This is a genomic window from Syntrophus buswellii (assembly GCF_046097065.1).
GTDB classification, from domain to species: domain Bacteria; phylum Desulfobacterota; class Syntrophia; order Syntrophales; family Syntrophaceae; genus Syntrophus; species Syntrophus buswellii.
Window position 1 is genome coordinate 388,371 of the sequence record NZ_CP175563.1, and the last position, 22,000, is coordinate 410,370.

General features: G+C 55.1%; 15 protein-coding genes and 1 pseudogene. 7 read left to right on the top strand and 9 right to left on the bottom strand.

All coding sequences use genetic code 11. The features are described 5' to 3' along the window. Positions 1-4 precede the first annotated feature (4 nt). On the bottom strand, positions 5-2,566 hold the full coding sequence (locus tag ACJ77P_RS01785; protein WP_408999388.1) for a cation-translocating P-type ATPase: 2,562 nt from the start codon (positions 2,564-2,566) through the stop codon (positions 5-7). A gap of 303 nt (positions 2,567-2,869) precedes the next feature. Here ACJ77P_RS01785 and ACJ77P_RS01790 point away from each other — a divergent pair, with 303 nt between their 5' ends. The 3 genes and pseudogenes from ACJ77P_RS01790 to ACJ77P_RS01800 all read left to right on the top strand — a co-directional run bounded on the left by ACJ77P_RS01790 (position 2,870) and on the right by ACJ77P_RS01800 (position 7,756). Then, the gene (locus ACJ77P_RS01790) at positions 2,870-3,748 is read left to right on the top strand and encodes a universal stress protein (RefSeq protein ID WP_367360610.1); all 879 of its coding nucleotides are present in this window, start codon (positions 2,870-2,872) and stop codon (positions 3,746-3,748) included. Then, positions 3,738-6,383, top strand: a complete 2,646-nt coding sequence (locus tag ACJ77P_RS01795; RefSeq protein ID WP_408998851.1) for a cation-translocating P-type ATPase — start codon at positions 3,738-3,740, stop codon at positions 6,381-6,383. The genes ACJ77P_RS01790 and ACJ77P_RS01795 overlap by 11 nt, the downstream gene beginning before the upstream one ends. A gap of 213 nt (positions 6,384-6,596) precedes the next feature. Beyond that, positions 6,597-7,756, top strand: a pseudogene (locus ACJ77P_RS01800) (cation:proton antiporter). A gap of 290 nt (positions 7,757-8,046) precedes the next feature. Here ACJ77P_RS01800 and ACJ77P_RS01805 read toward each other — a convergent pair. From ACJ77P_RS01805 to ACJ77P_RS01815, 3 genes are all read right to left on the bottom strand, one after another. After that, positions 8,047-9,153, bottom strand: coding sequence for a mechanosensitive ion channel family protein (locus ACJ77P_RS01805; protein ID WP_367359695.1), 1,107 nt, complete (start codon positions 9,151-9,153; stop codon positions 8,047-8,049). Between the two features lie 112 nt (positions 9,154-9,265). Next, a complete protein-coding gene (locus ACJ77P_RS01810; RefSeq protein ID WP_367359696.1) occupies positions 9,266-10,546 on the bottom strand; it encodes a M23 family metallopeptidase in 1,281 nt (426 codons plus the stop codon). Positions 10,547-10,608: 62 nt separating this feature from the next. Further along, on the bottom strand, positions 10,609-11,103 hold the full coding sequence (locus ACJ77P_RS01815) for a MarR family winged helix-turn-helix transcriptional regulator (RefSeq protein ID WP_367359697.1): 495 nt from the start codon (positions 11,101-11,103) through the stop codon (positions 10,609-10,611). Between the two features lie 250 nt (positions 11,104-11,353). Between ACJ77P_RS01815 and ACJ77P_RS01820 the strand changes: the two genes are divergently transcribed. From ACJ77P_RS01820 to ACJ77P_RS01835, 4 genes are read left to right on the top strand one after another with little or no spacing between them, the layout of a single operon-like run. After that, positions 11,354-12,022: a DUF5752 family protein gene (locus tag ACJ77P_RS01820; protein ID WP_367359698.1), complete on the top strand. Its 669-nt coding sequence runs from the start codon at positions 11,354-11,356 to the stop codon at positions 12,020-12,022. Next, positions 12,019-13,254, top strand: coding sequence for a glycosyltransferase (locus tag ACJ77P_RS01825; protein ID WP_408998852.1), 1,236 nt, complete (start codon positions 12,019-12,021; stop codon positions 13,252-13,254). Before ACJ77P_RS01820 ends, ACJ77P_RS01825 begins: the two co-directional genes overlap by 4 nt. Continuing rightward, positions 13,251-14,063, top strand: coding sequence for a trehalose-phosphatase (gene otsB / locus ACJ77P_RS01830; RefSeq protein WP_367359700.1), 813 nt, complete (start codon positions 13,251-13,253; stop codon positions 14,061-14,063). The genes ACJ77P_RS01825 and otsB overlap by 4 nt, the downstream gene beginning before the upstream one ends. Before the next feature lie 2 nt (positions 14,064-14,065). Continuing rightward, positions 14,066-15,568 carry a trehalose-6-phosphate synthase gene (locus ACJ77P_RS01835; RefSeq protein ID WP_408998853.1) on the top strand — a complete coding sequence of 501 codons (1,503 nt, stop codon included), beginning with the start codon at positions 14,066-14,068 and terminating at the stop codon, positions 15,566-15,568. A gap of 142 nt (positions 15,569-15,710) precedes the next feature. Here the strand turns inward: ACJ77P_RS01835 and ACJ77P_RS01840 are convergent, their stop codons facing one another. From ACJ77P_RS01840 to ACJ77P_RS01860, 5 genes are all read right to left on the bottom strand, one after another. Next, on the bottom strand, positions 15,711-16,619 hold the full coding sequence (locus ACJ77P_RS01840; RefSeq protein WP_367359702.1) for an OmpA family protein: 909 nt from the start codon (positions 16,617-16,619) through the stop codon (positions 15,711-15,713). 13 nt (positions 16,620-16,632) lie between these two features. Then, positions 16,633-17,016, bottom strand: coding sequence for a DUF4398 domain-containing protein (locus ACJ77P_RS01845; RefSeq protein ID WP_367359703.1), 384 nt, complete (start codon positions 17,014-17,016; stop codon positions 16,633-16,635). A 752-nt stretch (positions 17,017-17,768) separates the two neighbouring features. Further along, positions 17,769-18,620, bottom strand: coding sequence for a putative beta-lysine N-acetyltransferase (ablB, locus tag ACJ77P_RS01850; RefSeq protein WP_408998854.1), 852 nt, complete (start codon positions 18,618-18,620; stop codon positions 17,769-17,771). Then, entirely contained in the window at positions 18,617-19,927 is a 1,311-nt protein-coding gene (gene ablA / locus ACJ77P_RS01855; protein ID WP_367359705.1) for a lysine 2,3-aminomutase, read from the bottom strand. The genes ablB and ablA overlap by 4 nt, the downstream gene beginning before the upstream one ends. A 430-nt stretch (positions 19,928-20,357) precedes the next feature. Next, positions 20,358-21,734 carry a chloride channel protein gene (locus tag ACJ77P_RS01860; RefSeq protein WP_408998855.1) on the bottom strand — a complete coding sequence of 459 codons (1,377 nt, stop codon included), beginning with the start codon at positions 21,732-21,734 and terminating at the stop codon, positions 20,358-20,360. Between the last annotated feature and the right edge of the window lie 266 nt (positions 21,735-22,000).

Sequence of the window (22,000 nt, forward strand, 5' to 3'; positions counted from 1 at the left end):
GAAATCATCGCATAAAAAACGGTTTCTGGAGGCCGCGAAGGAATTTGAGTCCCTCGAACCAGAGAATGCTGACCACTCCCGTCGCCAGGCACAGCCAGAGATCGGGGGCATGGAGCCGGTCGAATTTGAACAGATTCCGCAGGGCGGGAGCGTACAGGACCAGTCCCATGAAGAGAAGGGTTCCCCCGATCACCCACCAGAGCGCGGGATTGGGAGCGTTCAGCGTGGCCGGAATCGTCCGTGACCAGGAGCGGTTGGTCAGAATCAGGCAGAGGTTGGCGGCAATAAGGGCCGTGTACGTCAACGCCCGGGCGTAGCCTTCGCCAAGTCCCTCATGGAAGGAGAGAAGAAAGACGACCACCAGGAGAAAAAGAACGCTGACGCCCTGCATCAGGCTGACGGCCAGCGTTCTCGCGTTCAACAGGGGTTCGGCCGGGTTTCGGGGAGGGCGGGTCATCACGTCTGCTTCCTCCCGTTCGTTTTCGAAGACGATCGAGCAGGCCGGATCAATGATTAATTCCAGAAACAGGATGTGAACCGGCATCAGAATGAGGGGCCAGTTGCAGAGTACGGGAATCAGGGACAATCCCGCAATCGGCACATGGATCGCGACGATGTAGGCCACGGCCTTTCGGATGTTGTAAAATATCCGGCGCCCCAGTCTCAGAGCCTGGACGATGGACGAAAAATCGTCGTCGAGAAGTACCAGCGAAGCGGACTCCCTCGCTACATCCGTCCCTCTGCCCCCCATGGCAATCCCGATATGGGCGGACTTCAAGGCCGGGGCGTCGTTGACTCCGTCCCCGGTCATCGCCACGATTTCACCCTTTGCCTTGAGGGCTTCGACGAGCCGCAGTTTCTGCTCCGGGACGACACGGGCAAAGATGTTGATTTCCGAAATTCGCCGCTGCAGTTCCTCATCGGACATGGCGTCCAGCTCCGGTCCCGTCAGGCAGTCCTCAACGGGTGCCAGGCCGATCTGACGGGCGATGTGCCGGGCCGTTCCCGGATAGTCCCCGGTAATCATCACCACGCGGACTCCCGCTGTACGGCATTCTCGAATCGATTCCGGGACCAAGGCCCTCACCGGATCGGACAATCCAATCAGGCCCACGAATTCGAAAACGAAGTCATGCTGTCCATCGGGCAGGTCCGAGGGCTCGAAAACGGCCTTGGCGACCCCGAGCACCCGGAGGCCGTCATCGGCAAGGCAGCGAACGTGCCGATCCAACTTCTCCGTTTCTCCTTCATTCAGGTGGCAGAGATCGGCAATCGCTTCCGGTGAGCCCTTGGCGGCGATGACGTAGTCTCCGCCATGAGGGGATTTCCAGACGCGGGACAGGGAAAGCAGCTCCCGGGAGAGGGGGTACTCGTGAACCAGCGTCCAGTCGGAATGGAGATGTTCCGTTTCTGCAAGGTGGAGGTCACCTAACTGCTTGATCGCCTTTTCCATGGGATCAAAGGGGTCGATCTGGCTTGCCAGGATGCTGAATTCCGCAAGCTCGTGAAAAGGTTCGGGCAGGATCTGCTGATCAAAATTTCCCAGCGTGAAGAAGGAGTTCCGGGCAAACAGTTTCCGGACGGTCATCCGGTTTTCGGTGAGTGTCCCTGTTTTATCCACACAGAGGACGGTGGCTGAACCAAGGGCCTCGACGGCCGGAATGCGCCGGGTGAGGACCCGCTTCTGGGAAATGCGCCAGGCTCCGATAGCCAGGAAGACGGTAAGCACGACGGGAAACTCTTCCGGCAGGGTCGCCATGGCCAGGGTGATGCCCGCCAGAAGCCCATGGAGCCAGTCCCCCCTCGTCAACCCATAGACGACAATGACCACGGCGCACAGGGAAAGTCCAAGGAGCGAGAAATAGCGGACCAGCCGCCCCGTCTCCTTCTGCAGGAGAGATTCCTCCGGCGCAACGTCCTGCAGGGCCCTGCCGATTTTCCCGATCTCGGTGTGGATGCCCGTGGCCAGTACCCGGGCGATGCACTGGCCCTGAACGGCCAGGGTCCCCGAGTAAATGAAGGGAAGATCGTCACCGCCCGGCCGTCCCATTCCGGAGGCGCAGGGGTCGGCGGACTTCCGGACAGGTGCGGATTCTCCGGTCAGGAGAGACTCATCCACGCAGAGGCTCAGGCAGGAGAGCAGAACCGCATCGGCGGGAATGCGATCCCCCTCTTTCGCCACCAGGATGTCCCCCCGGACAACCTCCCGTCCGGCAATCCGTCTTTCCCGGCCATCCCGGATCACCAGGGCGCGGGGGCTGGAAAGATCCCGCAGGGCCTCCAGGGCCCGCTCCGTCTTGCGCTCCTGATAAAGCGTGATGCCCATGACGACAAAGACAAAACCGAGGAGCATCAGCGCTTCATGAACATCTCCCAGGAAAAGGTAAAGGGTTCCGCAGGTGACCAGCAGCAGAAACATGGGTTCCCGCACGACATCCCCGGTGACGGCCCAGACGCTGCGCCCCCGGGACGAGGGCAACTCGTTGTACCCATCCCGGAGTAAGCGCTGTGCCGCTTCCTCTTCCGAAAGTCCGGGAAATATTTTGGGGTCCAGCCCGCTGCTCATTGCCTGTGCCAACCTCGAATAGGAAATAGGCGACTGATCCTGCTGATCATAAGGGGGGAATCCGGGGAATTCAAGGATATTGTGACCGATGGCCGGCCATGGTGTGCCCTGAAGGCTTCGTCTGCGGGACAGGTCTGACTTTCCGGAAATCTTTTTCATCCACGGCCACATTTCTCATAGAAATCGTCCGTGTCGGGGAGTAAAATAAATCCGGCAAGATGAGCCGAGGGCACAAAGGGCTGAGAGGCTTGTCCGTGAGAGCCTTTTCGGGGGTTTTCCCCCGGAAGGAAGCCTTTTCCGCCGATGAGGGGACCATGCCGCCGGAGCGATTCCGTGGAAACCATGTATAAAAAGATTCTTGCCGCAGTCAATGAGCATCTGAATTCCGAAGTGGCGGCGCGCTATGCCCTGAACCTCGCCCAGGAGCTTCATGCAAAGCTCTATATCTGCTTTGTCGCCGAGGAGGGCATGCCCCCCCATGACCGCCACATCGCCGAGGAAGCCATTCAGCGGCTTTTCGACGACGCCCTGGAACGGAACATCCAGGCGGAAAGCATCGCCTCCACGGGAAATCCCCTCCGGGAGATCGGGAAAATCGTCCGCCAGGAAAGGATCGGGCTTGTCTTTGCCTCGACCCGGAGAGAGGATCTTGAGAAAAGGTTCTACGCCGGCACTGTGGCCCGGAGCCTGTCGCTGAAGCTTCCCTGCTCCGTGGCCCTCGTGCGCATTGCCCATTCCGGCAGGGTGCGCCCCGGGAGGATTCTCGTTCCGGTGAAGGCAAGGATCAATCGCGTGCGGGAACGTGCGCTTTTTGTGTCCGCCATGGCCAAGGCATTCGGGGCAAAGGTTTTCGTCTTCCATGCGCCGAAGCCTCTGGAAAAGCTCTTTTCCGGAGAGATACACCTCACTCCCCCGGAATGGGAAGAGCGCAGGTCAACGGACATCGCGCACTTCATGAGTCATCTCACGCAGAGGGACATCGAGCATGAAGGGCGGCACCTGCCGGGAGGGATCGCCCGGAACATCACGGTCGAAGCCTTTGCAAAGCGGCATGACCTTATCATCATGGGGGCCAGCGAGCGGAGCCTTCTGGCTTCCCTGCTCAATGGCAGTCCCGTCGAGCAGGTTCTGAGAGAGACACCCTGCGACCTCATCATCCTGAAGCCCCGCCATGAAGATTAACAGCCTTTCCCGGGAGGAGGCCCTTCGGGCCCTTGTCAGTTCGGAAAACGGCCTTTCCGAAAAGGAAGCCGCCCGAAGGCTTTCGGAAAGCGGTTTCAACGAGATCCGGGAGGCGCACAGAACTCCCCTGGCGATCCGGTTCTTGAAGCAGTTTACCCATTTCCTGGCCTTGCTCCTCTGGGTCGGCGCAGGGCTCGCCTTCCTTTCCGATTATCTCCATCCCGGCGAGGACATGGGCACCCTCGGTTTTGCCATCATCGGCGTCATTGTGATCAATGCCGTCTTTACCTACATCCAGGAATACCGCGCCGAGAAGGCCCTGGAGGCCCTGAAGAGGCTTCTGCCCTTTTCGGTGCGGATTGTCCGGGAAGGAAAGGAGCGGAAGGTCCCGTCTCGGGAGGTTGTCCCGGGGGATGTTATGCTCCTTTCCGAAGGGGACCGGATCCCCGCCGACGCCCGCCTCATCGAAGGCGCCATGCTGAAGGTCAACAATGCTCCGCTGACGGGCGAGTCCGAAGCCAGCCTTCGCAATGCTCTGCCTGCGCCGGGCGAACTTCTGGACAGCCCCAATATTGTCTTTGCCGGGACAAGCGTCATAAGCGGTTCGGGAAAAGCCCTGGTGTTCGCAACAGGAATGGGGACGGAATTCGGCCGGATCGCCCATCTGACGAGCGCCGTTGAGCAGGATCTCAGCCCGCTTCAGAAGGAGATTGCCAAGGCGACCCGCCTGGTGGCGACCATCGCCGCCCTGGTCGGCATCTTTTTCTTCAGCCTCGGATTTGTCATCGGGAGGGATTTCTGGGGAAATTTCATCTTTGCCGTCGGCATCACCGTCGCCCTGATCCCCGAGGGGATGCTGCCCACCGTCACCCTCTCCCTGGCCATGGCGAGCCAGAGAATGGCGAAACGGAAGGCCTTGATCAAGAATCTCTCCTCGGCGGAGACGCTGGGCTGCGTATCCGTGATCTGCACCGACAAGACCGGAACACTGACCCAGAATCGAATGACCGCGGAAAAAATATGGAGAGACGGCTCGATCCTGGATGCGCAGGGATTTATGGCGCCGGCCGATGATCCGCTGATGCAGGCGGCCCTTCTGTGCAATAATGCGCGCTTCGCCGACAATGAATACCGGGGGGATCCCACCGAGACTGCCCTGCTGCGGCTTGGAAGGGAAAGCCTGGGTGATCTGAGTGCAGAACGCATGTTTGAGATTCCCTTCGACTCGGACCGGAAGAGGATGACCACCGTGAACAGAGTGGGGGACGCGGGAATCGTCTTTTCGAAGGGGGCCATGGAGAGCATCCTGCCCCTGTGCAGCCGGTTCCTGGTGAACGGCGTCGAATACGGGATGGAGGAGACCTTTCGCGAAAGGGCATTGGATGCCTATGGGTCCCTCATGGATCATGGGCTGAGGGTTCTGGCCTTCGCCTACAGGAAAAATCCTTCCGATCTCCTCCCCCCGGACCCCTCGTCTCTGGAAGAGGATCTTGTGTTGGCCGGCCTGGTCGGGCTCGAAGACCCGCCGCGGCCTGAGGTGCCGGAGGCCATTGGAAAATGCCATGAGGCGGGCATCAAGGTCATCATGATCACGGGGGATGGAAGCCGGACGGCAGTTGCCATCGCCCGCGAGATCGGCCTGGTGAAGGGCGATCCGCTCGTGATCGAAGGGCCGGAGTTCCTGGAAATGGATGACCGGGAACTCCGGGAAAAACTCTCGGTCGGAGAAATCCTCTTTGCGCGCATGGCGCCGAAGCACAAGATGAGGGTCGTCTCGATCCTCCAGGAGGAAGGGGAATGGGTCGCTGTGACGGGCGACGGCGTCAATGACGCGCCTGCCCTGAAAAAGGCGGATATCGGCATCTCCATGGGCATTTCGGGTACCGATGTCGCGAAGGAAGCTTCGGACATGATCCTGCTGGATGACAATTTCGCCACCATCGTCAATGCCGTTGAGGAAGGCCGGGCGGTTTACGAGAACATCCGGAAATTTATCACCTACATCTTTGCCTCCAACATCCCGGAGGCCGTCCCCTACCTCGCATACATCCTGTTCCGGATCCCGCTGCCGCTGACGATCATGCAGATCCTGGCCGTCGACCTCGGCACGGACATGCTTCCGGCACTGGCCCTCGGCACGGAAAAGCCGACACCGGCGGTGATGAGGCAGCCGCCCCGAAGCAGGAACGAGAGACTCCTCAATTTTTCGCTCCTTTCCCGTGCCTATCTCTTCCTGGGGCCGATCGAAGCCTTCGCCTGCATGTCCGGTTTCTTCTATGTCATGATCAACGGGGGCTGGACATGGGGGATGGAGGCAGCGCCGGATCACGTCCTCTATCTGCAGGCGACGACGGCGTGTCTCACCGCGATCATCATCGTCCAGATCGGCAACGTCTTTGCCTGCCGGTCGGCGAAAGAGTCCGTGTTCAGACTCGGTTTTTTTTCAAACCGGTTCATCTTCATCGGCATCGGTTTCGAACTCTGCCTTCAGCTCTTCATCGTCTATTCCCCTTACGGAAACAGGGTATTCTCGACCTATCCCCTTTCCCCTGCAATGTGGCTGGTCCTTCTTCCCTTTGCCTTCCTTCTGCTCTTCAGTGAGGAGGCCAGGAAATATCTCTTACTGCGACGGTGACGGAATCCTATTCAGGAGACCCTATACCATCGGGGAGGTAATTTGCCAGGCGACAAGCTCAAGCCTTGACTAATCATCTTTATCTTGCTTTGATTGGAGCAAACCGGCGATCCCTCCATGGGGTTCCTATGATTTCCCCCATTACACTAACCTGATCAGACGGAGTTCTCCATGAGTTGTTTGCCGAGCTTTCCAGCAGATATCACGCCATTGATGGCATTTGGCCTCATCCTGCTGATCGGGTCCCTTGGCGGATTCATCACACATCTTATCCCCTGGCTTCCAAGCATCACGGGGTTTATGGCTGTCGGATTCTTCTTCGGGCCGAGCGGAATCAATATTTTGAGCCAGGAAACCTTGGCCCAGTCAGGGATTCTTATACATATCGCCCTTGGGCTTATTCTCTATCGGCTTGGGTTGTCACTCGACATGGCCATGCTTCGACATAACCAAGCCTCCTTCTGGTCTCTCTTGTTGAAAGTGTTGCGACCTTTTGTCTTGTAACCTACATCCTCTCGATTTTTGATGTGGGGATCGCAACGGCTGCACTGGTTGCCGCAATCACCGTTTCCTCATCCCCAGCGGTTCTTTTGCATGTGGCGAATGAAGTCGGCGCATCGGGCAAAGTGACGGAATCCACGGAGACACTGGTTGCGCTCAATAATCTGATTTCTTTTACGTTATTCTCTTTCATTCTGCCCTTCATGCATTACACCGTAGGTTCACACTGGATGACCGTGATTCTTCAGCCCCTGTACCAACTGATGGGGTCGCTCCTTTTGGGGATTATTTTAGGCTGGTGTCTACATTTTTTTGTTATCAAGACCCGCCAGGCAGCTCAATACCGACTCGCACTTGTAATAGGTACAATCATGTTGGCAGTTGGCTTTGCGAAGGAGACGCAGCTTTCCATGCTCCTTGTTCCGCTCGTTGTCGGAGTTGCGGCGAAAAGTATTGAGAGGGAAAATATTGTTTCAGAGTTGGCCTTTGGTCCTGCCTTTGAGCTTTTTTTTATCGTACTGTTTGTTTTTGCAGGTGCAAAGCTGCATGTAAGTGAATTGATCGAGTTTGCTCCTGCAGTCTTCGCGGTGGTAGTTGCCCGTACATTTGCAAAAACGGCCGGGGTTACCGCAGCAACGGTCCTGCTTCGTAAACCCCTTCGTTACGGAATATCGAGCGGACTTCTCATGGTTCCAATGGCAGGTCTGGCGATAGGGCTAGCCGACACTTCCTGTATGATGTTCATGGATCAGGCATCCCTGATTTCAGCCACGGTGCTTGGGGCCGTCACGATGTTCGAAACGATAGGCCCACCTGTTGCGGCTTTTGCATTCCGCTTTTCGGGCGAGTCCTCCGCGGCCGCCGTTCGCTGAAGAAGGAGAGCACCGCCTCCGGAAAGAGTAGACGAGAAAAGAAATTGTTAAATGGCAGGAAGGATTGACAAGTTGCGGGAGGCGCCTTCTGCCCCGTCCGTTTGTTGAGCCCTTAATGTTTTCAGGCATTCCAGAATCTCCTGCTCGGATTGGCAAGACCGGAGAATCTGGATCCGGAAAGTTCCAGATTCTCCGGCAGAGGGAGTTGCTGAATCGCTGCTTGTTCATGATCGTTCAGGAGTTCCGGACTTGTATAAAGGCGCTGTTTTTTTGGGATGGCCCTTCCGTGTTTATTTTTGGGAGCTAAGGTTTACCTGTTCCAGCAATATCCGCTCGGGAACATGGATGGTCGAGGTCGGGAAAGCGACCTCCGCTCCATGGGAGAGGATAATCCGGTAAACCTTCATCAGCACATCCTCCTTGACCTGGTGATATTCCACCCACACCTTCGTTCTGGTGAAGGCATAGACCATGACATCCAGGGACGAGGGGCCGAAGGTGTTGAAATTGACGATCAGTGTCTGGGTGGGATCAATGCCGGGGTGATCGATCAGCATCTGACGGACATCTTTTGCGATGGCCATGACCTTGTTTGCGTCATCGTAGCGGACGCCGATGGTTTCATAAATCCTGCGATGGGTCATTCTGGATGGGTTTTCCAGCGCGATGGTCGTGAAGGTCGAGTTGGGTATGTAAAGGGGGCGGTTTTCGAAGGTTCGGATCCGGGTAAGGCGCCAGCCGATGTATTCCACTACGCCCTCGATGTTTCTGTCCGGTGAGCGAATCCAGTCCCCCACGGCAAAAGGCCGATCGAGGAAGATCGTCAATCCGCCGAAGAAGTTGGAGAGGATGTCCTTTGCCGCAAAGCCCACGGCGATGCCGCCGATGCCGCCAAAGGCGAGGACGCCGGAGATGCTGAAGCCCAGGGTCTGCAGCATCATCAGTGAGGCCGTGATAAAAATGGATATCCGGGCAAGCTTGCCGATGGCATCTGCCGTGGTCGGATCAACCGGCTTCCCCTTTTTGCGCTGAATTTCCAGGATATTGTCATGAAGCTGCCGGACGAGGTTGACGCAGAACCAGGCGATAACAAGGATGATGCCGGCACGGGCAGCATCCCGGGAATACTCCAGGAAGGCCGTCTTCGGTGCTACGTAGTTAACCGCAGCGGAAATGCCTATGATCCAGATCAAGGCGCTCAAAGGCTTCCGAAGAGCAGTCAGAATGGCCTCGTCCCAGGGGTTTTCTGTGAGGAGCGTCCGCCTGTGCAGACGCGATAGGACAATTTTTTGAATGAAATCAAATAGAAGCGCGACAAATATAATCAGAAATACGATGAGCCATTGATATCCCTGGTAAAGGGCCGTAATTTTTTCAAGATAAACGTTCAGATCCATTCCGTACACCCCTTCCGATTCATTCGTGAGGCGGAGGGATTTTCCCCAATGTCTCCATTCCGGAGTCGATTATTTCGAAGGTATTCCGCATCAAAGCAGGAGAAAAACACCGTTACCCTTCGCTGCTTCCCGGGTTGCCATGCCTTTTTCCCTCGATGGCCAGGAAGTTGCCGGGAGGAATGGATGCGAGTTCAACATCCTGCTCCGCCTTCAAGCGTTCAAATTTTACCGTCGATTTGACGGTGATGTCCGACCCCCTTGGAACCGAAATCGATAAAGGATTTATGGGGCGGTCGTTGATCCTCATCTCGAAATGAAGATGCGGCCCCGTCGCAAGTCCTGTTGATCCGACGAGCCCTATCAAAGAACCCTGGCTGACCTCTGTTCCCTGCCTTAAACGTTCGTGGATTTTCGACAAATGGCCATAATACGTCTGATAACCGCCGGGATGCTTCAGAATCACAAGATTGCCGTACTGTCCCCGGCGTCCCGCAAAAACGACCGATCCATCGCCTGCCGCCGAAACAGGGGTACCTTCGGGGGCCGCATAGTCGACCCCGTGATGAGGCCTGGTGATCTTCAGGATCGGATGGTAGCGACCGTTGGAGAACGTTGAACTGATCCGCCTGAAGTTCAATGGAGCCCTGAGGAAGGTTTTTTTCAGGGACTTCCCCGATGCATCGTAATAATCCGTACCCTCTTCATCCGTGAACCGGTAGGCGCGGTATGCCTTTCCGTTGTTGATGACCTCGGCGGAAAGAATATTGCCGTATTTTTTCAGGGTTCCATTGAGGTAAAACCCCTCGGCGACCAGCCTGAAGGTGTCGCCCTTTCTGATGTCTGTTGTAAAATCTATATCCCAGGCGAAGATATCGGAGAGATTCTGTGCAAGCACCAGGGACTCTTTGCCATGCCCCAGGGCAGAAATCAGATTATCCTGGATGACCCCGCCGATGTGCTCGATCTTCTTTTCGTAAGGCACAGGGATCTTTTCCGCGCAGAAACCTTCCTCGCCGCAGGTGATATTCAGGATGGTGTCCTCATCGATCCAGTATGTGAAGGAGTTTATCTGTTTGTTTTCATCGAGGCGAATCCGATAGGGCTGGTTAACCCGGAGATATCTGAGTTTATAAATACTTGCCGATGCTTCTTTTAAACTGAAGAGATCGTTCAGGTTCAGTTCGTAGTGTTTAAAAATGTCAAAGAGGGTTTCACCTTTTCTGATTTTTCCCGTTATTTCGTGAAATTCTTCCGATTCGGTTACCTTGATCTCTTCGTCGAAATCCGTTTTTTCCGGGAGATTGAAACCGGCAAGGACTGTTAAAAAAAACGTCGGGACAATCGTGGAAAAAAGAATGTAAACAAGAGTTGACCGGATGAAGATTTTTTTCATTCGATTTCTCTCCGCCTCTCCGTTGAATTCAGTTAAGTCGCTGTAATTGCGGCATGTCTATCTTAACTTCTGTAGCTCTGTCCGCCGGGGAACAGGTTGGCCGAGACGTCCAGCTTCTCGGCTTCCATGAGCTTTACCACCTGCTCCAGGGATTCGGCGATGACCATCTGCTCCGATTCGGGAAGCCTCGACAGGGACTCCGACAGCTTGTGCTGAAGCGGCGACGGAGCTTTGAGAATGATTTCCCTTCCGGATTGGGAAATTTCCAGGTACACCTTGCGATGATCCTCCGAACTTCTCGTTCGAGTCAGATATCCCTTCGCTTCCAGTCGATCAATGATCCCGTTGGCCGTGCTTATTCCAAGGTTCACCATCCTGGCCAGATCCGTGAGGGTTGTCCGGCTTGATTCCGCTAATGCACCGAGACACAAAAGCTGGGGCGTTGTCAGTCCGAACTCCGAGTTTAATTTTTTGGAATGGATATGGACGGCGCGGATGACGCGACGCAAAGCGCGTATGATTCGATATTCATAAGCATTGCCACTTTCTGTTGTCATGGACAATCCTTTCTGGTAAAATATTTCGTGTAAGAATATTAATTGCCGCTGGATAATCGGTTCTGAAAAATATGTCAAGAGAAAACAAACCCTCATTCCGCTTTTGAGCTGCTTCCGGGAATGGGTTGCCCGGCCCCGGAATGTCGGGAAGAAGCCGGAATCGAGCCTTTCCCCATGGTGTTGCTGCAAAGATTTCCCGGATCCAGGTTGAAGGCGGGATAAAACCAACGGTGATTTGGTGAGGAGGCCCATGCAGATCGATCCTTTCGCAGTGAAGGACTGCGCACTCATTGCGGTAGCCACCGGGGAGCACGTGGTAACTCTTCGCGAGCTCAAGGACAGGCTGGGAACCATACCGACAAGCTGCATCTATTATCATTTCTGGGGCGGCCTTTTGCGCCCCCGTTTCGACGACCCCCTCTATCAGAACGATTTTGCGATCTGGACCTGGCGGGGCATTCACGACAAAACACTGGCCGAGAGGCTCGCCGTGATCGATCCAACGGGTTTCAAGGACCTCGAAGAACTGCGCAGGGAACTCATCGAGGTCATCGAAGAGCGGCTCGATGAAAACGAACTGCTTTCGTGGATCATACCATCCCAGAGGTTCCATTTCGTCCGGTCCCAGATCGTCGTTTTCGACACCGGCAAACGGTTTTCAACCATTGAAGATCTCTGTGAATACATCCCTCATATGTCACGGGGAGTCATCTTCTATCATTTAATCGATGCGCGCAGGAGAACCCCTCTGGGAAGAAATGATTTCACCGAATGGCTCATGGGCTATGGTGAAGAGCACCAGGAACTTGCCATGCGCATTGCCGGCATAGACCCCTATTTCACGACGCTCAGCGAGCTTCGGAATGAACTGCATCAGGTCTTTGCTGCATACATGAGAGAAAGGCGGGGCCGGTCATGACACTGCTGGAGAACTATGCCCAAATTGTCGGCGAGGACGTCATCCATCACCTGGAGCTGCTCGCTGCGAATCTCCAGGGCATGAAGGTCGTGCATGTCAATTCCACTCGGGAAGGGGGCGGGGTTGCGGAGATTCTCCACTGGCTCATTCCCCTGAAGCGGGAGTTGGGGATCGACGCTCAATGGGAGGTGATCTCCGGGACCGATCCGTTCTTTTCGTTCACGAAACTGATGCACAATGGCCTCCAGGGTAAGAGGGTGGAACTGCATCCCGACCATCTGGCGGAATATGAACGGGTTAACGAGATGAACGCTGAGTCCCTCCGGAAGACTCTTGAGGAGGCTGATCTGGTTTTCATCCACGACCCGCAGCCAGCAGCGCTTCCGCAGTTTATTCCCAACCGGCGGGGGAAATGGATATGGCGCTGCCACATCGATGCGAGCCGCCCGTTCCGGCCGGTCTGGAAATTCCTGCGGGCGTTCGTCGAACCTTACTCCGCCAGCATCTGGTCGCTGTCCGAGTTCGCCCAGCCGCTTCCCCATCCTCTCTACCTTGTTGCCCCGAGCATCGATCCCCTGAGCGAGAAGAACATCGATCTGGGGCACGATGAACTTTCGGCCATGTACCACAAGTGGGGCCTGGATCCGGAACGGCCCATCATTACCCAGGTATCGCGCTTCGACCGGTTCAAGGACCCCATTGGAGTGATCCGTGCCTACAGGATGGTGAGGGAATTTTCACCGATTCAACTTGTCCTTGCAGGCGGAGGGGCCGCCGATGACCCCGAAGGAGAGGAGATGATCCGTCGGGTCAAAGAGAACGCCGGTACGGACGAGGATATCCATGTCCTTCTCCTTCCCAGTGATGACCACCGGACCATTAACGCCTTCCAGAGAATCTCGGACATTGTGATCCAGAAGTCCACCCGGGAAGGGTTCGGCCTCACCGTGACCGAAGCGATGTGGAAGAGCAAGCCGGTAATCGGAGGGGATACGGGGGGGATCCGGCTTCAGGTTGTGGACCATCACACCGGTTTCCTCGTCACCTCGCCGGAGGGCGCCGCCCTGAGAATCCGGTACCTGCTGAAGCACCGGGACCAGCTGACGGAGATGGGGGAGAAGGCCCATCATTTTGTCCTGGAAAACTTCCTGGTGACGCGCCATCTCCGTGAATACCTCACCCTGATGCATGCCGTCATGTTCGAAACCCGGGAAAGGATCGAGACCTGGTGATTTCCTCGCGCGTCTTTCCCATACCGGTCCGGGGCATCCCGGATTTCTGGAAGAGGCTTCAGTCCGCCAGGGCGAGTTTCCTCGTCCTGGACTATGACGGAACCGTCGCCCCGTTCCAGGTCGCGCGGATGGAAGCCTACCCGATGGCCGGCATCCCGGATCTTATCGCCAGGATTCGGAACAGGACTTCCGGCGGCATTGCCGTCGCTTCCGGCAGGCCCATTGCCGAGATCGAAAAGCTTCTCGGCGTGCCAGGCATCATGACAATCGGAAGCCATGGATGCGAGTTCCACGATTCCGATGGCACCCTGGAAATCCGGAAGCCGTCTCAAATTCAGAGGGAAGGACTTGGCAAAGCCCTGGAGACCGGCATCCGCAGGGGAATAAAGGATCAGCTCGAAGTAAAGGCGGCCAGTATCGCTCTCCATACACGAGGGCAGGTGGACGATGAGGCGCTGTCCATGGAGAAATGGGCGGTGGACAGCTGGACCCCCATTGCCCGTCTCCACAATCTTGAAGTGAGGGGGTTCAACGGCGGCGTCGAACTGAGGTGCACCGGCCTGGACAAGGGGAGCGCCTTGCAGATCCTGCTTGCCCGCCAGCCGGAAGACGCCTTCTGCGTCTATCTCGGAGACGATGAAACCGACGAAGACGCATTCCGGGTTCTTTTGGGCCGAGGCATCGGCATCAAAGTTGGAAATGCCGACGTTCCCACGACTGCAGCGGGCTTTCTGCCCGATATCGAAGCGGTGAAAGACTTTCTTGAGGGATGGGACGCTCTAGCCCCCGAGGGGCATCAGGAGGATTGAACATGGAGAAGAGAAGACTCGCCGTCATATCAAACCGCCTCCCCATTGTCTTGAAAAAAGAGCAGAGGGGGAAATGGCAGATCGAACCGGGATCCGGTGGTCTGGTGACAGCCCTGGGGCCGGTCCTCAAAAATCGCGATGGGATATGGATCGGCTGGATGGGCACGAATGCCGAGGAGGAGCCGGCTGGTCCTCTTCTCGAGGACCTCATCCGCAGGGGAACCCGGGAAACGGGATACTCCCTGAAGCCGGTCCATTTGACGAAAGAAGAGGTGAACAAGTATTATCACGGATTCTCCAACGAGATCCTCTGGCCCCTGTTCCATGACCTTTTTTCGCGCTGCAATTTCGATCTTTCGTACTGGCCGTTCTATGAGCAGGTGAACCGTAAGTTTGCACAGGCTGTTGTCTCGAATACGGACGAGAATGATTATGTGTGGGTCCAGGACTACCAGCTCATCCTGGTGGGCAGGGAGCTCAAGCGACTCGGATTAAAACGCCAGACGGGTTACTTCCTCCATATTCCTTTCCCGCCCCTGGACATTTTTCTCAAGCTGCCCTGGCGCTTCGAAATTCTCGAAGCGCTCATGGAATATGACCTTGTCGGCTTTCAGACCGTGAGAGATTTGAGGAATTTTGTCGGATGCGTTCGGGCGCTCTTCAATTACAAGGTTGCAAAGGAAAAGTTCATGAACCGGATTCTTCGTCCCGACGGCGAGGTTCTCGTAGGAGCCTTTCCCATCAGCATCGATTACAGAGAATTTGAAGACCTTGCCCGAACCGGTGAAGTGGCCGAGATGGCATGGAGCATCCACGAAAACCTCCCCAATCGGCAGCTCGTCCTTGGTGTGGACCGCCTTGACTATACCAAGGGTATTCCTCACCGGCTTCTGGCCTTCGCCCATGCCCTGGAGTGCTATCCGGACATGCGCCGGAAGGTTACGCTGATCCAGGTGGTGGTCCCCAGCCGTGTGGATGTGGAAGAGTATGGAAATCTCAAGCAGGAGATCGAACGCATCGTGGGGGAGATCAACGGGAGGTTCACGGAAGTCGGCTGGACGCCGATCCACTATATATACCGGTCATTGCCGCGCCAGGAACTTGTCGCCTACTACAAAACCTGCGAGATCGCGCTGGTCACCCCGCTGAAAGACGGCATGAATCTCATCGCGAAGGAATACTGTGCAAGCAACATAGAGGAAAAAGGGATCCTCATCCTGAGCGAATTCGCCGGCGCCGCCTCTCAACTCCACCGGGACGCGCTTCTTGTCAACCCCTATGACAGGCAGCGGATGGCCGATACGATTCATGCCGCCTTGCGCATGCAGGATGATGAGCGGCAGGCCCGAATGCGGAGGCTCAGGCGGTTCATCAAGAGGCACGATATTATCAACTGGGTCAATTCTTTTCTCCATGCAGGCATTGCAAGGAATTTAGGGGACTTTCCCCAGGCCGAGTTCTTTGTGCCTTCTCCGAACGGCGGCGTCGGGAGCGATGACGAATAAGCCCATCTGAAAAAAAAGGACCTTCGACGATCCGGAGGCGCTCCGGAGCCCGGCGCATTCGAAAAAGGGCCTCCCGACACATGGCCGGGAGGCCCTTTTTGAAGTCTGCCTGCCTCCTTACCAGGGGGCCATAGGGAAGTTCCTATTGCGGGTTCTGGGCATCTTCAAGAATGATCACTTCAACGCGGCGGTTCTGCTGGCGTCCGGCAGCGGTCTTGTTGCTGGCCACCGGAGAGGTTTCTCCGTAACCCTTTGTCGCGATGCGGCTCTCATCAATCCCCTTTTCAACCATGGCCTTCTTGACTGCGTCGGCCCGTCGCTTGGAAAGTGTCAAATTATATTCCGAACTTCCCCTGCTGTCCGTGTGACCTTCGATGACGATTTTCCGAGTGGGGTATTTATTCATGAACTGGCTCAACTGATCGATGTTCTTTTCGGCTCCCGCTGTAAGAGTGGCCCGGTTCGTCGCAAAAAGGATATCGCCCAGGGTGACAACCATTCCCCGGTCGGTCGGCCTTGCCTTGAGTTCCTCCAGTTCGGCTTTCAGCCGTGCAAGTTCGGCTGTCTTTCGCTCCACTTCAAGTGCTTTCTGCTCCGCTTCCATCCGGGCTTTTTCCAGCGCCGCCGCTTTTTCCTTTGCGGTGAGCGTGGCCTTGCCTAGTTGCTTTTCACGAAGCTGCAGGATCAGCTGATCCTTTTCTTTTGAAAGGTTCAAGGTTTCCTGCTCCGCCAGCGTACGTTCCGCCGATGCAACGGCAAGCTGTGTCTTTCTTTCGGACATGTAGGCCAGATGCTCCTTTTGGGCGGCGTCATCCTCAACCTTTTCCGCCTCTTTCAGTGTCTGCTCCGCCTCATAAAGAGGAACGGCGGAGACTGAAGCAATCTGGGGGTTCTGCTTGGCTTCTTCAAGAGCGGCCCGCGCTTTGGTTACGGCATCTATGGCCCTCTGTTCCTGGGGGGTGATGCCGGCACATCCGGCTATAAACAAGGATATTCCCATCAAAAGCAGAATGTCGACGATGATGAATCTGTTTCTTTTGACTTTCTCCATCTTTTTGCTCCTCCTATTTATGGCTTCGCTCCAATTCTTTTCGCATGGAATCGACCGTATTACGCATTTCCCCGGAAATCTCCTTTGCCTTTGCAGCCCGCGTCTTCGCCCTGGCGACATCGGCGTCGAGAGTCGCCTCATCGGCAAGGCGTCCCGCCTGCACGTACTCTTCGGCGGCCACGGCCTCCTTTGCCTGCTTTAATTTATCCTCTGAAATTCTCAGATCGAGCGGGGCATTCACGATGGCGTTACTTTCCCTGGCACCCGAGATCGCCCTTTCGGCGTTTGCGATCTTTTCGTTCGGCACCGCCACTTTTTCCGCACAGCCCATGATTGTGAAGCCAAAAATGAGAGATGCGCCTGCCATGACAAGAACGATTTTGTTTTTTGAAATCATTGGCTACTCCTTCCAAAATGAAAATTAGGCGATCCGGCAAAGACTGCTGAAGTGCCGGATGCGTTAACCCATGAAGCACAAACACCCGTTATGAACCGTCAGCGATCAAGCTGGCGGCTGAACCTGAAGGTTGAAGAACAAAGGATCAGCGAAAAGAAAAAAGGGTGTTTCCCTGCTCATTCCGGTTTTTGATGAAAAACGCCTGACGAGCCTGTTCTCCGGTTTTCCTGAATGCCCACATTTCGGGTTCTGATCGCCCGGCCATCTCGTTGCGACCCGGAACATCCTGGATTTTTTTTGGGGCGCCATGCCGGGCTTTCGGAGACTCCGTTGTGATTCACCAGGCGAGGTGAAATTCCTGATGGTGGATTTTAACCCCCGGGAATTCTTTTCCATGGGAATATTTTTGACCAGCGCATGTTCTTGATCCTGACCACGGCTTCTGACGGAATGCGGAGTCAGCATTTGCCTACAGAGACTGAGTCCGGCGGAATAACGACACGTTGACCTGGATGAAACGCCCGTTGGGTTAAAAAATATCTCGTTTTAATAATTATAGCCTGTAATAATTGATGAGTAAATCCTTTTTTTATCGGCGGGTCCATGAAAGGGTTGATGAGGGCGTGTTGCCGGTCACCCCGTTTGATTCCAGCTTGTCTGAACGATGGAGGGGCCGGGAAACGGCTGTTATATCCGTGGGGCCGTCCACTTTCTGTGTTGCGGCGGCCCGGGTTTCTTGAAATCTGCCGAGATTACGAAATGGCCTTGTACCAGATGTTCATGCTTTCGATATGTGCGGAAATGTTGGTGTTGTTTGTTAACCTTCCTCCATAGGCATAACCGAGCCTGGAAAAAGTGATGTTCATTCCCGGGGATTTTGCCCGGGAAATGGTGTAAGCTGTCTTGATGCCTTTGTGTTTCATCCTTTTCTCCATTTGAAAAAGCAGATGCACCCCCAGGCTGTGACTCTGCCACCGGGTAAGCGTTGCAAAATCCGTCATTTCCACATTTTCGGCTGACAGGTCCATCTCGGCGGAAGAAAGGGCCACCAGCTTTTTGCCTGTTTCGACCCCGAAATAGTCGACGTGACTTCGCATGGTGTCAAGGAGATAAGCGGGATTATGGATTGGAAAAGGATAAGTCGGAAAAACGGCCCTGTAGATGGAGGCCATTTCCTCCACATCCCTTTCCCTGCAGCGGCGTATTGAGAACCGGTTTGTGTCGAGCGGTGCCGCAGGGGTTCCGGCCCTGCTGAGTGCGAGGCGGAGAATTGCATCCAGGTTTGCTGCTTCCGTTTCGGATGCCCGCCGCCCCTCCAGGTAATACCCCAAAAATATTCCTGCATCGCACCCGTTGTAGAGTCCGGGGATGGAAGCCTCTTCAACGTAACCCGCCTGGAAAAACCAGTTCGAACGGTGTGACGGAACTTTAACGAAGATCTTCGAATAACCGCTCCGTTCCGCTCTTCGGACCAGGTCGAAAGGGAGATCGCCGTTTGAGCCGTCTCCTAATTTCAACAGGTAGATCCGGTCATTGTACGGACCATGCTGGATGATGGAGCCGCATGGGAGCGTTTCCAGCCGGTCCGGAACGTGCCTGTTCATGAACCGTTTCCTTCCCTTCTTTCGTGCCGGTCATTGTCCCTGGGAATCAGGGCGATGGTGTCGTCGTAATCCGCCAGCAGTTTTTCGATCCCCACGGAACGGAATTCCCCCGCATCTTCGAGGGCGAGCTGGAGATTGCATTCCGTGCAATTTCGATCGCAGAACGTCGGCTCGTACGAATCGGGTTCTTTATACGTGGTAATGACCCCTTCATAATTTCGCAGGACGACCTTGTTGGTAGACCATGAGATGAGGTAATTCGGCATGACCGGAATTTTTCCTCCGCCTCCGGGGGCATCGATGACATAGGTGGGAACGCAGAATCCGCTCGTGTGACCTATGAGGCTTTCGAGAATTTCGATTCCTTTTCCCACGGGGGTTCGAAAATGGCTCAGGCCTTCCGACAGGTCGCACTGGTAGAGATAGTAGGGTCTAACCCGATTGGCTACGAGTTTATGGACCAGAGAACGCATGATCCGGGGGCAGTCGTTGACACCGGACAAAAGAACGGATTGATTTCCCAGGGGAATCCCGGCATCTGCAAGTTTTCTGAGTGCGAGTTTTGAAGAGGCTGTCAATTCCCGGGGATGGTTGAAGTGCGTGTTGATCCAGAGGGGATGATGCGCCCTTAGCATTTCAACCAGCTCATCCGTGATGCGGTAGGGGAGCACAGCAGGTGTGCGTGTCCCGATCCGGATGACTTCGACATGCTCGATTTTTCTCAGCTCGGAGAGAATCCAGTCCAAATAATCCGTCGGCAGGAGAAAAGGGTCGCCACCACTCAGGAGGACATCCCTTACCCGCGGCGTATCTCTTATATATTCGATTCCCTGGAGGATCTGATCACGGCTCGGGATCGTGTCCCGGTCTCCCACACGGCGCTTTCTTGTGCAGTGACGGCAATACATGGAGCACATGTTGCTCACCAGAAACAACACGCGATCGGGATACCGGTGCGTTACCCCTGGAACCGGACTGTCCCTGTCCTCGTGCAGCGGGTCCGTCATGTCCGTTTTCTGAACCTGAAGTTCCTTGATGTCCGGGAAACTCTGCCTGAATACCGGATCGTTTTCCAGATTATCAACATCAATCAGAGAGAGATAATAAGGCGTGATCGACATGGGAAATTGTTCGGTGATCAACGTAAAGTGATGACGTATAGCGGTTGGCAACTGGATATTGAGCAGGTTTTCAAACGTTTCCAGATCCCTGACGCAGTGCCTGAGCTGCCATCGCCAATCCTTCCAGTTCCGAATCGAGCTGCCGTCGATTTCATTGAGTATTTTGTGCTGGGATTCCGTTAGCATAATAAATCCTTCCTAGACTGGATAAAGCGACATAATACGCGTATCGCCTGGTATAGACAGGCGATACCACCCCGTTGCCGCGAATATCCTTTCTGTTGGAATATTTCCTGTTAGAATATTTCATGTACGAATATAATAGGCTCTGAAAGATCTGTCAAGAAAAACTCTTGATTATGAGGCGGCGCACCTCAGGCAGGTCAAGGTCGGCAAGAATGAAATGAGAAAAAAGGATGAAATTTCTTTAATATCTTCAGGGTCCTGGATCGGAACCCGGGGAGATCGAAAAAAAATGCCGGAGCGTTTCAGAGCGGCATCACGATGAAAACCCGTCCCGTTTACCGGGGATCGGCGGACGGAGCGGAATGTTGAGATTCCCTGGATCAACCCATGCAGGGAACGGCTTTCCGATGAAGGAAGCGCTCCGGATTCCTCAAGGATCCGGCTCTCCGCTATGAGGCCTTTTCCTGATGCCGTCTTTGATTTTTTTTAGAATTCTCAGCAGCAATCCCGTCAGGCTCTTATCCCGGAGTTGAGGGGACGTGCGGATCTGCTCCAGCTCCGTTCCGATTGCAACATGGACGGAAGTGGATTTTTGAAAGGACAGGACCTGTGTGGGAAACACGCTTCTGTGGCCCGTCATGAGAAAACTGACGATGCAGGCAATGGCCGCGTAAGGAGAGATGGCGCTGCCGAAAAATTCCACAGCCAGGATGCTGGAAGCGATGGGGGTGTTGGTTGTTCCCGCCAGCAGGCTGACAAAACCGACCGCGGCAAAGGTCGCTCTGTCCAGCCCGAACAGGCCGCCGAAGAGATTTCCTGCTGTCGCACCGATGCACAGGATCGGCATGACGAGGCCGCCGCTGCCTCCGAAATTCAGCGTGATGCTCGTAAAAATCGCTTTGACCAGGAAGGCGTAAAAAATGATTTCTTCACCCCTGAGGGCCGTCTGAATCGTTTCGAGACCGGTACCGAGGAACTGCTTTGAAAAGATCAGCGTCATTCCGATGAGAAATGCTCCGCCGATAAGCCCCCGAAGAGGAAGAAATGTACCGAATTTCTGGGAAAAGGCATTCCCTTTCTTGAGAATCTCGATGACCAGCAGGGAGCAAATCCCGAAAAAGATTCCGGAGAACACGATCTTAAGGATGAAGGCTTCCGTCAGGGCCGGCGCGAAATCGAAGGGATAAAACTGGTAGTGAATCCCGAAAAGCAGGGCAATGTGGTAGCCCGTTATGCCGGCAATAATGGATGGCAAGAGGATTTCATAAACGATTCCACCGACATAAAGAACCTCAACGCCGAAAATGGCGCCGGCGAACGGCGCTCCGAGGACCGTTGCAAAACCGGCACTGAGTCCGCAGACGACGATCTTTTTCCGGTCTCTTTCATCGAGCCTGAACAATTCCGCCGCCACAGAGGCCAGGGATGCGCCGATCTGACCGCACGGTCCGACCTGGCCTGCCGATCCCCCCGTGGCGATGGTCAGGATGGCCGTGAGGAGCTTGACCGGAACGATGGCGGCCTTGATCCTGCCCCCGCGACGGTGGACAGCCTCGATAACCTTTTCGATGCCGTATCCTTTGGCATCCGGCTCCAGGTATTGAGTCGTCAATGCGCTGACGGCCAATCCGACGGGCAGCATGAGAAAATAATAGGGATAGCCGGTGCTGTAGGCCAGGGCCCACTCCAGAATCTTCAGAAAGAAGGTTGTGGACAATCCCACGATGATGCCAATGCCCGTCGCAATGGCAACCCATTTCAGGATGCTGATGAACAGGATGGATTCTTCGATCAGGTGTTCTTTCATGCTTTTTTTTTCAATATTAAGGATTTCTGTTCTTTGTGAAGGCCTTGACGCGTCATCGAGCCCCTTCTCGGGGGAACTTTCCTTAAACATGTATCATTATGAGGATGTTAAATCATCGAAAATTTGATCCGGAGTGTTGTCCGTCCGGGGACTGTAGAGGAGAAGGCATATTAACGTTTGATTTATGGGATTGCCAACTGTATATTAAGATTTAACATTTGGATTTCTGTGCCGTGTTTTTTCCAGTCAAGCCCGCGGCTTGAAGC

Bases quoted from the DNA above. Each gene is read 5' to 3' on its own strand.
- ACJ77P_RS01785 (WP_408999388.1), bottom strand. From the start codon at position 2,566: ATGAGCAGCGGGCTGGACCCCAAAATATTTCCCGGACTTTCGGAAGAG.
- ACJ77P_RS01790 (WP_367360610.1), top strand. From the start codon at position 2,870: ATGAGGGGACCATGCCGCCGGAGCGATTCCGTGGAAACCATGTATAAA.
- ACJ77P_RS01795 (WP_408998851.1), top strand. From the start codon at position 3,738: ATGAAGATTAACAGCCTTTCCCGGGAGGAGGCCCTTCGGGCCCTTGTC.
- ACJ77P_RS01805 (WP_367359695.1), bottom strand. From the start codon at position 9,153: ATGGATCTGAACGTTTATCTTGAAAAAATTACGGCCCTTTACCAGGGA.
- ACJ77P_RS01810 (WP_367359696.1), bottom strand. From the start codon at position 10,546: ATGAAAAAAATCTTCATCCGGTCAACTCTTGTTTACATTCTTTTTTCC.
- ACJ77P_RS01815 (WP_367359697.1), bottom strand. From the start codon at position 11,103: ATGACAACAGAAAGTGGCAATGCTTATGAATATCGAATCATACGCGCT.
- ACJ77P_RS01820 (WP_367359698.1), top strand. From the start codon at position 11,354: ATGCAGATCGATCCTTTCGCAGTGAAGGACTGCGCACTCATTGCGGTA.
- ACJ77P_RS01825 (WP_408998852.1), top strand. From the start codon at position 12,019: ATGACACTGCTGGAGAACTATGCCCAAATTGTCGGCGAGGACGTCATC.
- ACJ77P_RS01835 (WP_408998853.1), top strand. From the start codon at position 14,066: ATGGAGAAGAGAAGACTCGCCGTCATATCAAACCGCCTCCCCATTGTC.
- ACJ77P_RS01840 (WP_367359702.1), bottom strand. From the start codon at position 16,619: ATGGAGAAAGTCAAAAGAAACAGATTCATCATCGTCGACATTCTGCTT.
- ACJ77P_RS01845 (WP_367359703.1), bottom strand. From the start codon at position 17,016: ATGATTTCAAAAAACAAAATCGTTCTTGTCATGGCAGGCGCATCTCTC.
- ablB (WP_408998854.1), bottom strand. From the start codon at position 18,620: ATGAACAGGCACGTTCCGGACCGGCTGGAAACGCTCCCATGCGGCTCC.
- ablA (WP_367359705.1), bottom strand. From the start codon at position 19,927: ATGCTAACGGAATCCCAGCACAAAATACTCAATGAAATCGACGGCAGC.
- ACJ77P_RS01860 (WP_408998855.1), bottom strand. From the start codon at position 21,734: ATGAAAGAACACCTGATCGAAGAATCCATCCTGTTCATCAGCATCCTG.